A 13,658-nucleotide genomic window follows, 5' to 3' on the forward strand; every position below is an offset into this window, starting at 1 on the left:
GTTTACTTATTTCTACAATACAATCAAGATTATTTAAACGCTAACTGGCAAAAGCTAGTTGGAAATCAACACTCGTAAATGAAATTTTTATACTTATTCTGCTGCCTTTTGGTAAGCAGCTATTGCTATGGACAAGGAAGTCTAAAAGGAAAGATCAAACAAAAAGATGGCGCTCCTGCAGTAGCCGTAACTGTATCTCTAGCAAAAACCAATGCCACTACGGCCACAAATGAAAGTGGCGAATTTTGCTTTCAACAACTTCCTGAGGGAAATTATACCTTAAAAGTGAGCAGCATCAATTATGCTCCACTAAATACAGCTGTTAAAATTACCAATGGCAATACAACGGTGGTAAATCTAGAACTAAATATTGCCGACAATTTATTAGAGGAGCTGGAAATCAGTAAAAAAATTGTTAAAAAATCTACTGCACTCACCAGAACGTCAACTCCTTTAAAAGACTTGCCACAAAGTATCCAAGTGGTAAGCGAAAGGCAAATCAAAGATCAACAACTGTTATATGTTGAAGAGTCGCTAAAAAATGTAGCTGGAGTTAATTTTTCTTCACCCTATGGCACTTTCAATTATAGGGGTTTTGAAACCGGACTACAAGATATCATGTTCAATGGAATGAAAGGTAGTCCTTACCCAGAAGGCGTCTCTCCAATGCTTTCCAATGTAGAACGCATTGAGGTCATTCATGGGCCTACAGCCATTCTATATGGTCAGGGCGCATTGGGAGGCAACATTAACCTCGTTACCAAACAACCTAAAAAGTACACTTCTTTTAATGTAAGTGCTGCTGTGGGTAATTTAAACCTTTACCGTACCATGGCAGATGTGAGCGGAAGCTTAAATAAAGCCAAAAGCCTCTATTTTGTAAGCAGTGTAGGTTATCAGGATGGTGGTGTTTATCTAGACAATTATAAAAAGAGAAACCTGCAGTTATATGGTGCATTGCGATGGGACATTAGCCCCAAAACATTTGTACAGGTAAATGGAACTTATTTAAATGATAAACAGACCAGAAATTACCAACCTACCCTACCCATTGTAAAAAATGACCTGTTTGCTGTTCCTTATCGTTTCAACTTCTCTAGCTCTGATGCTTATTACAAAGGCAATTCTTATCAGGTACAGGCAGAGGCACAACACCAGTTCAATACAAATTGGAGCCTGCATTTATTGGCTAATGTTGCCGAAAGCTCTTCTAAACGAAATGAATATGGTTCACTAGGCTATTACAACCCTAAAACAACGATGTTGTCACGTTCTTATACCAAAAAAGAGATCAATTCTCCATCTATATCTATTAATCCTTACCTGAATGGTAAATTCAATACTTTAGGCATCAAAAACAGCTTTTCTTTTGGTATCAATGCAGATTTTAAGCGTACCAATTATCCAAATGGATTTTTCCAGTACTCGGCAAATCCCATTTTCTTAAACAATCCAGAGGATCGTCCTTTTACTATAGAGGGACAAACCCTATTTTACCTTTCTACCCAAGAAACATTTACCTATAATATTTTTGGGGCCTATATACAAGATCAGATAGAAATTACGCCAAAGTTAAAGGGTCTGGTTGGCTTACGTTATGCGAACTATTATGCAAGATACCATGTACCCAGCATTACTTACGATGGGGTAGAATTTAACGAGTACAATGAAAACCCTGAGGTTACCAGTGCCTTTATCCCTAGAATTGGATTGGTTTACCAGCCTTGGAAAAACACCAGTCTCTATTTCGACTATAATCAGGGTTTTACGCCTCAATACAACAACGCAAAATTATATGGTGGTCCATTTGATCCTGAAACTAGCAACCAGTATGAGTTTGGTTACAAAGGCAGTTTCTTAGACAACAGCCTATTGGCGGGTGTTTCTATTTATCGAATTGATAAAACGAATGTATTGACCAATGCATTAGACCCCAGCAACCCCAATTTATTAAGGGCAATTGGACAGGTAAGAAGTCAAGGAGTAGAGTTGAGCCTTACTGGTAAGGTTACTAACAGTTTATTTTTAACAGTCAATTACAGTAACAATAGCACTAAGGTACGCAAGAGCAATAAACCAGTAGAAATTGGGCAGACTTTTAGCAATTCGCCAAAACATATGGCCAGTATCTGGGCCAGTTATCAGTTTGAAAAAGGCAGTTTAAAAGGGCTACAAATTGGCATGGGACCACGTTATACCGGCAATAGGTTTATCAATATCAAAAGATTAAATACTGATGTATTGGTATTGCCAAGGTACACCATTGCCGACGCGATGTTGGGCTATCAACGCAACCGTTATGGCTTTCAGTTCAATATCAATAACATTTTTGATAAACGATATGCCCAAAGCGGAGTGAATACCATTTACGCACCTGGCATGCCACGAAATTTCATGTTTACCGCTACTTACAGTTTTAAGAAATCATAAAAATGATCAAGGTTATTGCATTCAACGAAATCAGATCTGCCCTTCGCAACAAAACAATGGTGTTGTTAAGCATTATATTTTGGTTACTCATTGTGGTAGCCACATTTGGTGGATTTAAAAACTATACGCTCGCAGACCAGAACAGAGAACAGGCCAAAGCCATGTTCAGAAAAGAATGGGTAGAACAAAAGGCCAATCCACATTCTGCTGCACATTTTGGCACGTATTTATTTAAGCCATTTTCTCTATTGAGTTTATTCGATACTGGCCTAAACAATTATACTGGCACCTCTTATAGAGTGGAGGCACACCATCAAGCAGAGATGAATTATGCTGCTGCACAAGATAGCGATACCGAGATGCGCTTTGGCGAATTGACTATTGCTTCACTTTTACAGCTATTTTTACCACTTTTGATTATTTTTCTTTGTTTTCAATCGGTAAGCAAAGAACGCGAAAACCACACGCTAAAACTTTTGTATGCACAAGGATTAAAGCCTTCATCCTTGTTATGGGGTAAAATTGCAGGTAATTATTTATTGATAGGCTTCATTACCATTCCTGCATTTTTAATCATGTTATTGGCCGTAGGCCTTAAAGAACCGAGTCTATTGGCCAGAACACTTGCTTTTAGCATTTGTTATCTGCTCTACTTTTTAATACTGATCAGCATTTTTGTTTATGTCTCTGCATTGAGCAAAAGCTCTAAAAATGCGCTTTTAACAAGCTTAGGGCTTTGGGTTTTCTTTTGTGTAATGTTGCCCAAAATTGTTACGGGTTTAGCCAACAATTGGTACAGTTTACCATCACGGGGTGCATTTAATAAAGCCATAGAAACAGGAACCAAAGAAGGCATTAATGGTGATAAAGACCGAATGGGTCGTTATAAAGATTACCTGAGCCAAACCCTGGCTAAGTATAAGGTAGATAGTGCCAGTCAACTGCCCATCAATTTTGATGGTTTGAACATGCAAAATGGTGAAGATTACTTAACCAAGGTCTATTTAAATTATGCCAAAGAAGTAGAAAAGAAGATTGAACAACAACAATTCGTTCAGCAGGTGCTTGCTTTTATCGATCCTTTTTTGAGTATCCAGCAATTATCTATGGCCTACGCTGGCACTGATTACGAGCATCATATCAATTTTCATCAACATGCACAACAATACCGAGATGAGTTTATCCGAAAACTGAATTTCAAGATGGCTTATGGTGACAAAAACTATCTCAAATATGACTATCAGGTTGGCCCTGACTTCTTTAAAACCATGCACGATTTTGAGTACCAACAACCCCAATTAGGTTGGGCTCTTCAAAAACACCAATATGCCCTTTATGCCTTGTTGTTGTGGTTAGCTGTTACCCTATCTCTTGTTCCAATTATTTCTAAAAAAATAGCCATTAACTGATATGAAACTATTTAACACCATCTTTCATTTTGAATGGATACAGCTTAAAAGGCAAAAAACACAATGGATCAGCTTATTTGTCTTTTTTATAATTGGATGTTATGCCACCTATGCTGGCCATCGCACCATTCAAAAGCAAAACTTGGTTCTTACCAAATTGCAACAGCAGTATAACCAAGACCATGTGTTGACCCTACAAAAATTCACGGATACTTTAACCGCCGAAACAAAGGCGCAAGCTGCACAGGCAGGAATGGCCCAAATTATTAATTTTCGAATGCCACCTTTGGCCCTAGACCATCCTCATGCTTTAGCAACATTATCCATTGGCCAGCGTGATGTGAACCCGTATTATCAAAAGGTAAAATCTTCTGTTAATTACCTAGATCAGGAAAATGTAGAGATCAGTAACCCTGCCCAGCTTTTTGCCGGAAATTTTGATCTCGCTTTTGTGTTGATCTATCTGCTGCCTTTACTAATTATTACACTTTGTTACCCTACCTATGCCGAAGAAAAGGAACAGGGCACCTATGCGCTATTGAGCATTCAAGCAAGTAATTTAACCACCATTTTGAACTATAAACTTTTGTTCAGGTTAACAGTTGTGCTTGGTTTGGTCTTGTTACTCAATTTGGTAGGTTTTGCAGTTGCAGGGCAACAAACCGTACTCTCTTTAAGCTCAGCTATGTTATGGCTATGGTTGAGTTTGGCCTACATTGCTTTTTGGTTTGCCATTTGTTATTTTTTCTTGCAGTTTAAACGAAGTTCTATTGTTACGGCCTTACAATTGATAGGTGCTTGGTTGTTTTTTCTGATCCTGCTCCCTTCGTTAACTAACAGCTACATCAGCCTTAAACATCCCATACCATTAAGGGCAAGCTTGGCTTCGTACCAAAGGCATGTAAGTGAAGAAGTATGGGAAATGAAGCCTATTGTACTGGCCGATTCTTTTAACAGATACAACCCACAATACAATTCTTCGATCAATTTGGCCAAAGACAGCACCAAAAATGGAGAAAGGTTTATAGCAGGATATTACGATCTATCGGAACGAAAAGTAGCAAGGTTTGCCAAACACATAGACCAGCAATTGGTTCAAAAAAATCAAATGGCGGCTCAGCTAGCTGTAATTAATCCGAGCATCCAATTACAATACCTATTCAATGCTTTGGCCCATACAGGGCGAAATGATCATCAAAACTTCAAACAAGCAGTAAGCCGTTTTCAAAAAGAATGGAAACATCACCTACTCCGTTATCAATTAACAGGCACTTATTTTACTCCAGCAGAATTGAAACAGCTACCAAAGTTTAAGCTAGAAAATGATACAAATAATTTATCCATTTGGATGGGCAGTTTAAGCTTATGGATAGGTACTATGCTATTTCTAATGCTCTCATTAATGATCAACAAAAAAAATTAAACCGAACAAAATGTTACAAGCAATTAATTTAACAAAAAAATATAATGATCAACTGGCTTTAAACAAGCTTAATCTCACCATTAATCAAGGAGATGTATTTTGTCTTTTAGGCCAGAATGGCGCAGGAAAAACCACTACAATTAATCTTTTCTTAGGTTTTATCGCACCTAGTACCGGACAAGCTTTAATTTATGGCACTTCTGTAGCAGAAGATCCGGCAGTTACCAGAAAACATTTAGCCTATATACCAGAGGTTGTCATGCTGTATGCCAATTTGACCAGTATTGAAAATCTAGATTTTTTTAGTCGATTGGCAGGGTTTAAATATTCGAGAAAAGAACTGGAAAAATTTTTAACCACAGTTGGTCTCCAACAAGAAGCATTCGACAAAAGAATGGGGGGCTATTCTAAAGGGATGCGTCAGAAAGTAGGCATTGCAATTGCTTTGGCCAAAAACGCAGATGTATTGTTAATGGACGAACCAACTTCTGGCTTAGATCCTAAAGCTACCAATGAGTTTACAGAATTGGTTAAAGAACTGGGTAAGCAAGGTAAGGCCATCATAATGGCTACCCACGACATTTTCAATGCTGTAAATGTGGGTACCAGAATAGGAATTATGAGAAGAGGCGAACTGGTTCACGAAATGTCGACAGAAAACCTAGATGCCAACGATTTACAAAAACTCTATCTGGAAACCATTTAATGTATGGGTAACAAACAATAGAAATTTCTTCTGGTGTATATTTAATAGTTAAAAAATGATCAAAATATTTTTCAGCCTAAGCTTATGGTTCTGCTTTACCTATGCTTTTGCCCAAAGGACCCACAATCCAAATGACCAGATCAGGTCTATCAATTGGGATGCGATTGGAAGTGTAACTTATGTGCTAACAGAGAAAAATGAACTTTCGCCTATTTATACCGAATTGATTCTTAGGTTCGAGAACAAGTCTTTTGATTTATTGGGCTATTTAATTCCCATAAAAAGCAAGTTGAAACATGAACGTTTTCTATTGGCATCTTTACCCATTAGCCAATGTTTTTTCTGTGGCAAAAATGGTGTGCCATCAATGATTTTGGTTGAAATGAAAAACCCCATTTCATTTACCGATAAACCTATCCGCTTAAAGGGTATACTTAAATTGCCCAGAGGAAGTAATCAAACTGTAATTACCCTAGCCGATGCAGAATTAATACCCGACCAACGCTATTGATTGGAAAAGTAAAACATACAAAAGCCCTAGATTGCGCTAGGGCTTTTTGTTTTTCCAATACCCACAATGTAAATGAGATAAGGAACATTATTACTATTAACAAGTGAGGCGTTAACTAGAAATAATACGATTAAAGTATAGCGAGCAAATTGATATTTGCTTCTTTTCTTCTACTGAGTTCTTTTAACATGTCGCTCTCTTTCATGGTTGCTGCCCAAGCTGGTCGCAAATGAAAGTGAGGTTGACTGGTAAAGGTTTTGCGATCACCAGCCCAGGTAAGACCTATAGATTCTCCCAACACGGCCAATTCTGTGTAGTGTGGCGAGTCGTCTCTATAAGTAAATTCTCCTGTTGTAGTTTTTTCAAAAATCCCGATGCCAAAGGTGAGGCCAAAGTTATAATCACTTGATTTTTTTTGGTCATCATCTTCACATAAGCAATTCATTAACCTAATTTGTATGCCTTTAGCAGTAGCCAATTTGATCAGCTCCTTTGCAAATGGCATTACTTCTTTTGTCATGGTTTGTAGAATGCTGTCATTGTACAAATCAATTGACAAAGTGCCTTCATCTGTAGCAGGCTCGTTATCAATTAATAAATCGTACAGCACATCCCATGTTTTAGACCAAGGGTAACCATCTGCCCTGACATCTATTTTTTGTTGTATAGCTTTAATTAGCGAATTAATATTGATGTCGTAGGGCAAGCAGTTAAACAATAGGTAATAAATATTAAGCCATGTTTTTGACGATGCTTCACCATCGGCTTCAATACCAGCTTTAAGTTGTAAGGCTTTAATTTTGTCTGAAGAGGTCATCTGTTTAATATTTAGCGTAAAATCGAAATCTTATTAATTAGCTAGTTATTCAGGCCAGTTTAAGACGGCTTATAGGCATGAATACTTAGCGAAGCTAAATGACAGTTTTTTTTGAAGAGATTTGAGCGTAGTTTCGCCTAAACGGATAATCAGGTAAATTAACGCGGGCATACAGGTAAAAATACCTGGTTTTGATTTGATATGGTAAGAAGCAGCTTAATGGTTGAAACCATCTAGCTCGATCAACTTATGTTTAAGGGCATATAATACCAAGCCAGCGGTATTACGGCTACTGGTTTTTAACAAGAGGTTATTTCGATGTCCTTCTACCGTTCTATTGCTGAGAAATAGTTTTTCTGCTATTTCATGACTGTTAAATTGCTTGCAAATCAATTCTAACACTTCTTTTTCTCGGCCTGTTAACTTGTTTTCAGTTTCGAGGGTTGTGGGCGCTTTTTTAACCAAACCTTTGCGCATGATCTCTAACATGGGCATGGTAAAGTAAAAGTCGTTTTTAAAAACCTCTCTAATGGCCAACTCTACCTCTTCAGGCTCTGCATTTTTGGCTAGGTAACCATTGGCACCAGCCTGTATGGTTGCCAAAATAAAGTTCTCTACCTCGTGGATAGTGAGGATTATTACTTTAATTGCGGGGTGTTTTTCTTTTAATATTTTTAAGGCTTCCAATCCGTTGAGCTCTGGCATGGAAAGATCAAGTAAAATGATGTCTGGCTTTTCAACTTCTTGCTCACATAATTGAAGTAATTCATTTCCATTTCCAGCTTCAAAAATTAGCGACATTTGATCAAATGAGCTGATCAATGCGGCCATTCCTTTTCTAAAAAGTTTTTGATCGTCGGCAATAGCAACGTTAATTTTCATTCTAGCGTGTTTAAAACCTGAAAGTAGAAAAAATACAAACCATTTAAGCATATCGTAGCTCTTTTTTTAGAGTTTAGCTCTTATTGCTTGTGTTTTTTCTCTTGACATTGCTTCTGGTTAATAAGTGATAACTACAGGATTGATTTTTTTTCGAATGTTCAATAATTCTTGTTTATTGGGGTTAAAAACTGTAAAAAATATGTTTGAGCATATATAATGTAGATTTGTTTTTCTAGTTTTATAAAAAAATCAAATTATGAAATCTCAAATTACCGTACCAACCATTCCACTTCCAGATGCAGTAGCAAGAGTTACGCGTTTCAGAGCACAATTAGCAGGTTCAGTACCTGAAGCTAACATTCCGAGAGCAATTTTAATCCCTATTGCTGATATTTTAGCAATTGTAAACAAGTACCAAACTATAACCCCAAAAGGAGACATTACAGTTGCCCTAAAAGGTGTACGTGCTTATTTTGCAGTTAAAAGAGAAGATGAAGATCTACCAGATGATATCACAGCGTTGATTGTACCTGTTAATCTTCAAGGAGATGACATTATCACCACTCCTCCAGGGTTAGGTGATGGAGATGATGATGGTTCTGAAATTTATGACTTTACAACACCATGTCCAACTGAATGTGATGTGAAAAGCCCTTTATTTGTTGGACAACCAGGATAATCTTTAAGTAAATCACTTTAGGATAACCTTTCTTATAAACCATAGATTCACTTTTCTGGTTAGAAAAGTGAATCTATAAAACCAAACTCTCCAAAAAAGCCATAATGCCAATCAAATATATTTTTCATGCGATTATAGTTCCTTGTAGTATACTGATACCTATATTCTTATTTCTTCCTAAATTTAAAATTGCTAAAAAAGAGGCTCGCTTACTATTTTATTATCTCTTAATATCTGGAATAATTAATACAATTGCTATTGTAGTAAGACGTTACCATGTAAGCAACTTACCGTTATTACATTTATATACCATTGTTGAGGCCGTGTTTATTTTAAGCTATCTAAGGCAAATTTTTGTAGAACCTAAAATAAAAAAGATACTGCTATTGATCATTTTTATATTCCCCATCGTCTGTATATTGAATTTCACCTTTTTACAGAGCATCTATACCTTTAATACCTATACCAGACCATTAGAAGCCATATTGATTACTTTTTTCTGCTTATTACATCTATATAAGAGTGGCTTTTCTGAAAATTGGTTACGTCAACCAAATAATTGGTTTAATGGTGGTATTTTAATCTATTTTCCTGCTGCCTTCATTATATTTATATTATCAAATTATTTAACGAAAAGCTCAAATTCAAGTATGAATACAATGGTATGGAATATCCATGCGGCATTGGTACTTTTCATGTATCTCATTTGGGCTAGGGGCTTTAAGTTAATTGGAAATGGGCGATAATATTTACATCCTTATTTTCTATAGTGTAATCGCCATTTTTATCATGGTTACATTTTTCTTGGTATTATATATTCGCAACCAGAATATGTTATGGCAACAGCGAAGGTTATTTCAGGAAACCGAAATTCTTCAACAAAAGCAGTTGCTGAGTGCGGTAATCGAATCTCAAGAAATAGAACGTAAACGGATTGGTGAAGATCTGCATGACGAAATTGGAGGCACTTTGTCTGCCATCAAATTAATGTTGGGTGCTTTGAAACAACAAGATGGCGTTAATCAGGATTCAGTTTTACCTGCAAAACAACTCATAGATAAAATGATTGTAGATGTGCGCAATATTGCACACGATCTTTCGCCTCCAGGTTTAACCATGTTTGGTCTTTACACCACAATTGAAGGCTTTGTATCTTTAATTAACAATACTGGTGAGATTGAAGTTGTAATTACCCATGATCCGCAAATAGAAGAAAGACTACTTTCTGACAAAGCAGAGCTGGCGTTATTCAGGATCATTACACAACTGATAGCCAACACCTTAAAACATGCCAATGCAACCCGAATAGAAATTTGTTTCAAACCGACTGATCAAAAAATGGAGATCAATTACAGCGATAATGGAAAAGGTTTCGACCCAGTTGTATTAAATGCCAAACAAGGAATAGGCATGCAAAACATCAAAAGTAGATTACAAATGATCGATGCCAATTATACCCTCACTACAAGTTTAAATAACGGATTTAAAATGGATATCATTTGTCCTATTGATCGCGTAAATTAATCAGCCATTTAACTACATTGAATTCAAAGCTCTGGTTGAAATCAGGGCTTTTTTATTGACAAAAAGTTATAAAAAAGGACGAGAACAATCCGTCCGATCATTCTCGCCCATCTTAAATTATACGCTCTCTATTATAAGACGTTAAATGGAAAGAAATCGTATATCTAAAGAAAGAAATTTTATTTTTTATTGATTTTAAATTGGATTCAGGATTTATTTTTGTCTTTGATACTTTTCCAACCAAGCCCACAGATCAATAACACGATAATGGAGACATAGTTATCTAAACTACATTCTACTACATAAAAACCCTCATAACCGCTGGCCATGCCTCCATTACAACCACTAATGAGACCCAAAAGATTATAATCTAAGCCACCCGGGCAAACTTTACACACCACTGTTCCACTACTGGGTACGTAGTTACAGTTTTCGTTAGATAAAACTTGGGTAGTTGATTCTGAATAAAGTGGGCTACCACCCAAAAGCGCATTAATTAATGAAGTGAGTGCACCACTAACTTTTTGTGTGTAGATAACTTTAGTGTTGCTAGGCAATACACAGCCTTGAACCTGTTGTCCGAATGCATTGAGACATGGTATAAAGAACAGTAGAAAAACAATTATAATTTTTGAACTCTTCGTCATGTTTGAACTTATATCCACAAATAAGCTCATTAGAGGCGAATAAATGCCTATTCATTTTGTTCAATAAAGCAGTGTTTTTTCTATGTTAATCGATCTTTTTGTTCAATTATTAATGAGGTAAAGAAAATGTTGCTCCAAACCAAATCTCTCCCATTTTCGTAACTTTACCAGAGTTTTAACATATATCATTTGCCTTGAGAATTAAATTTACCTTAAGCTTTATTGCTTTATTGATCAGCATGGCCTGCTTTGGCCAAAAAACAGGTCTGATAACCGGAACTGTACAAAATGCAAACACCAATGAACTATTATCCAAGGCAAGTATCCTCATCAATGGAACCAATGTAACTGTACTTTCAGATACCTCTGGAAAATTCAAACTCTCGCTACCCGTTGGCACCTATAGCATTACGGCCAATTATGTAGGCTATGTTTCGCAAACAAAATACAACATTGTGGTAAGCTCAGGTAATGTTCAATTGGTCAATTTTGAACTTCAAACTGCAGCAAAAGCATTGAGCGAAATTGTGGTACAAACCAACAGAAACAAATCGGCAATTGCAGCAGATATGGTAACCCCTTTATCTGTACAACAATTGACTACGGAAGAGATTAAAAGTAGTCCAGGTGGCAATTTCGATGTATCTAAAGTGGTACAAACGCTGCCTGGCGTTGGTATAAGTAATGGCGTAGGCGAACGCAATGACATCATTATCAGGGGTGGCGCACCTAACGAAAATGTTTATTACTTAGATGGAATAGAAATTCCGGTACTTAACCATTTCCAAACACAGGGCAGTTCTGGCGGTGCACAGGGTATACTTAATGTTTCTTTTATTGAAAGCTTAAAACTCTCCTCATCTGCTTTCGATTCAAGATATGATAATCCTTTAGCCTCTACTTTTGTAATTAAACAAAGAGATGGCAATTCCGAACGTTTATCTGGCAATGTTAGAATTAGTTTTACCGAATCTGTATTGACTTTAGAAGGCCCTCTTTCTAAAAAAACCACTTTCCTAGCCTCAACCAGAAAATCTTATCTTAGTTTTTTATTCAAATTGATCGATCTTCCAATCAGGCCCGACTTTAATGACTACCAATACAAAGTAACTCATAAATTTAATGACAAAACCACACTTACCGCAATAGGTTTAGCAGCTGTAGATCGTTTCTCTTTTGCACCAACCAAAGAATCAACCTTAGAAAACACTTACGTTTTAAGATCTACCCCTTATATTAACCAATGGAACTATACAGTAGGTTTTAACCTTAATCGGAAAATCGAAGATGGTTTTATGAATTTTACCATCAGCCGAAATGTATTTAACAATACCCTAGACAAATTTGAAGATGAACAAAAAATAGAGGCAAAAAGAAGTTTATTGGTAGAATCTCAAGAAGTGGAAAATAAATTTCGCTTCGACATCAATAAATTTATCAATGGTTGGAAACTTTCTGCAGGTGTAATGACACAATTGGTTGGTTACCACAGCAACCTATACAATAAAGTTTCGAATGCGCTCAAAGACCCACAAGGAAATGTGATCAGTCCGGAGCAGGTAATTCGTTTCAACAATGATTTCAGTTTTTGGAAATACGGATTGTTTCTGCAAGCATCAAAGAACATTTTCGATGAGCGCCTTCTGGTTTCTGGTGGAATTAGAACTGACATGAATACATTTACTACTGGAGGAAACAATCCATTAAGCACATTATCTCCTCGTCTTTCTGTTGCCTATCATGTTACTTCTAAATGGGACATCAACGCTTCTGTTGGCACTTATTTTAAAATCCCACCTTATACTGCACTAGGGTATTTAGACAATAATCGATTGGCTGCGAATAAGGACATGAAATACATCCAATCTACCCATTATGTTTTGGGCACTCAATTTCTTCCTAAAAACGACCTGCGTTTTACCTTTGAAACCTTTTATAAACAATACCATAATTATCCTGTTTCTGCTGCTACAGGCATCTCATTGGCCAATCAAGGTGCTGAATATGCCTCTGTGGGCAGTGAACGACTCATCAGTATGGGTGATGGAGAAACTTATGGGTTTGAAATTTTTGCACAACAAAAACTGATCAAAAATCTGTTCTATGTAGCCAGTTATTCTTATGTAAGAAGTCGGTTTTCAGGACTTGATGGCAAACTCATCTCTTCTTCATGGGATAATGAACACCTACTATCACTTACTTTAGGTTATAAGCTGAAAAGCAATTGGGACTTAGGTCTTAAATATCGTTACGCTGGTGGCTCTCCATATACGCCATTCAATTTGTTGGCATCGCAACAGAATTATGTTACTTTAGGTACAGGCGTGCCAGATTACAGTAGATTAAACAGTGAGCGGTTAACTGCCTTTAGTCAATTAGATTTTCGTGTCGACAAAAGGATCAATTTCAACAAAACTGCTTTGAACTTGTATGTAGATATCCAGAACATACTGAAAAACCAGAATGCCAACTTCCCTAAATATACTTTTAAACGTAGTGCAGATAATGCTTCTTTTTTAACTACTGACAACAAACCTTTACAAGCAGATGGTTCTAATGCAATACCCTATATCTTAAATACAAAATCTGGCAATCTAATTCCATCTATTGGACTTATTTTCGAATTTTAA

11 protein-coding genes are annotated in these 13,658 nt (G+C 36.6%); 8 read left to right on the forward strand and 3 right to left on the reverse strand.

All coding sequences use genetic code 11. From position 1 onward, the window contains the following. Positions 1-78: 78 nt before the first annotated feature. Genes AQF98_RS05030 through AQF98_RS05050 form a run of 5 tightly spaced genes read left to right on the forward strand, consistent with a single transcriptional unit; the run spans position 79 to position 6,479 of the window. Positions 79-2,430 carry a TonB-dependent receptor gene (locus tag AQF98_RS05030; RefSeq protein WP_082434908.1) on the forward strand — a complete coding sequence of 784 codons (2,352 nt, stop codon included), beginning with the start codon at positions 79-81 and terminating at the stop codon, positions 2,428-2,430. Positions 2,431-2,432: 2 nt separating this feature from the next. After that, complete coding sequence (locus tag AQF98_RS05035; protein WP_055130835.1) at positions 2,433-3,839, forward strand: ABC transporter permease subunit; 1,407 nt, start codon at positions 2,433-2,435, stop codon at positions 3,837-3,839. Between the two features lies 1 nt (position 3,840). Continuing rightward, positions 3,841-5,262 carry a DUF3526 domain-containing protein gene (locus AQF98_RS05040; protein ID WP_055130836.1) on the forward strand — a complete coding sequence of 474 codons (1,422 nt, stop codon included), beginning with the start codon at positions 3,841-3,843 and terminating at the stop codon, positions 5,260-5,262. A gap of 10 nt (positions 5,263-5,272) precedes the next feature. Beyond that, the gene (locus AQF98_RS05045) at positions 5,273-5,968 is read left to right on the forward strand and encodes an ABC transporter ATP-binding protein (RefSeq protein WP_055130837.1); all 696 of its coding nucleotides are present in this window, start codon (positions 5,273-5,275) and stop codon (positions 5,966-5,968) included. A 55-nt stretch (positions 5,969-6,023) separates the two neighbouring features. Continuing rightward, on the forward strand, positions 6,024-6,479 hold the full coding sequence (locus tag AQF98_RS05050; RefSeq protein WP_055130838.1) for a hypothetical protein: 456 nt from the start codon (positions 6,024-6,026) through the stop codon (positions 6,477-6,479). A 130-nt stretch (positions 6,480-6,609) separates the two neighbouring features. Here the strand turns inward: AQF98_RS05050 and AQF98_RS05055 are convergent, their stop codons facing one another. Continuing rightward, positions 6,610-7,296, reverse strand: a complete 687-nt coding sequence (locus tag AQF98_RS05055) for a hypothetical protein (protein WP_055130839.1) — start codon at positions 7,294-7,296, stop codon at positions 6,610-6,612. 216 nt (positions 7,297-7,512) lie between these two features. Then, positions 7,513-8,178 (reverse strand): response regulator transcription factor, encoded by a 666-nt coding sequence (locus tag AQF98_RS05060; RefSeq protein WP_055130840.1) that lies wholly within the window; start codon positions 8,176-8,178, stop codon positions 7,513-7,515. Positions 8,179-8,434: 256 nt separating this feature from the next. On the opposite strand from AQF98_RS05060, the gene AQF98_RS05065 reads away from it, so the two are divergent. Both AQF98_RS05065 and AQF98_RS05075 read left to right on the forward strand, forming a co-directional pair. Further along, positions 8,435-8,857 (forward strand): hypothetical protein, encoded by a 423-nt coding sequence (locus AQF98_RS05065; protein WP_055130841.1) that lies wholly within the window; start codon positions 8,435-8,437, stop codon positions 8,855-8,857. A gap of 735 nt (positions 8,858-9,592) precedes the next feature. Then, positions 9,593-10,381, forward strand: coding sequence for a sensor histidine kinase (locus AQF98_RS05075; protein WP_055130843.1), 789 nt, complete (start codon positions 9,593-9,595; stop codon positions 10,379-10,381). 206 nt (positions 10,382-10,587) lie between these two features. On the opposite strand, the gene AQF98_RS05080 is transcribed toward AQF98_RS05075, so the two are convergent. Continuing rightward, a complete protein-coding gene (locus tag AQF98_RS05080; protein WP_055130844.1) occupies positions 10,588-11,028 on the reverse strand; it encodes a hypothetical protein in 441 nt (146 codons plus the stop codon). A 194-nt stretch (positions 11,029-11,222) separates the two neighbouring features. Here AQF98_RS05080 and AQF98_RS05085 point away from each other — a divergent pair, with 194 nt between their 5' ends. Next, positions 11,223-13,658: a TonB-dependent receptor gene (locus tag AQF98_RS05085; RefSeq protein WP_200911843.1), complete on the forward strand. Its 2,436-nt coding sequence runs from the start codon at positions 11,223-11,225 to the stop codon at positions 13,656-13,658.

Source organism: Pedobacter sp. Hv1 (genome assembly GCF_001412215.1).
Taxonomy (GTDB): domain Bacteria; phylum Bacteroidota; class Bacteroidia; order Sphingobacteriales; family Sphingobacteriaceae; genus Pedobacter.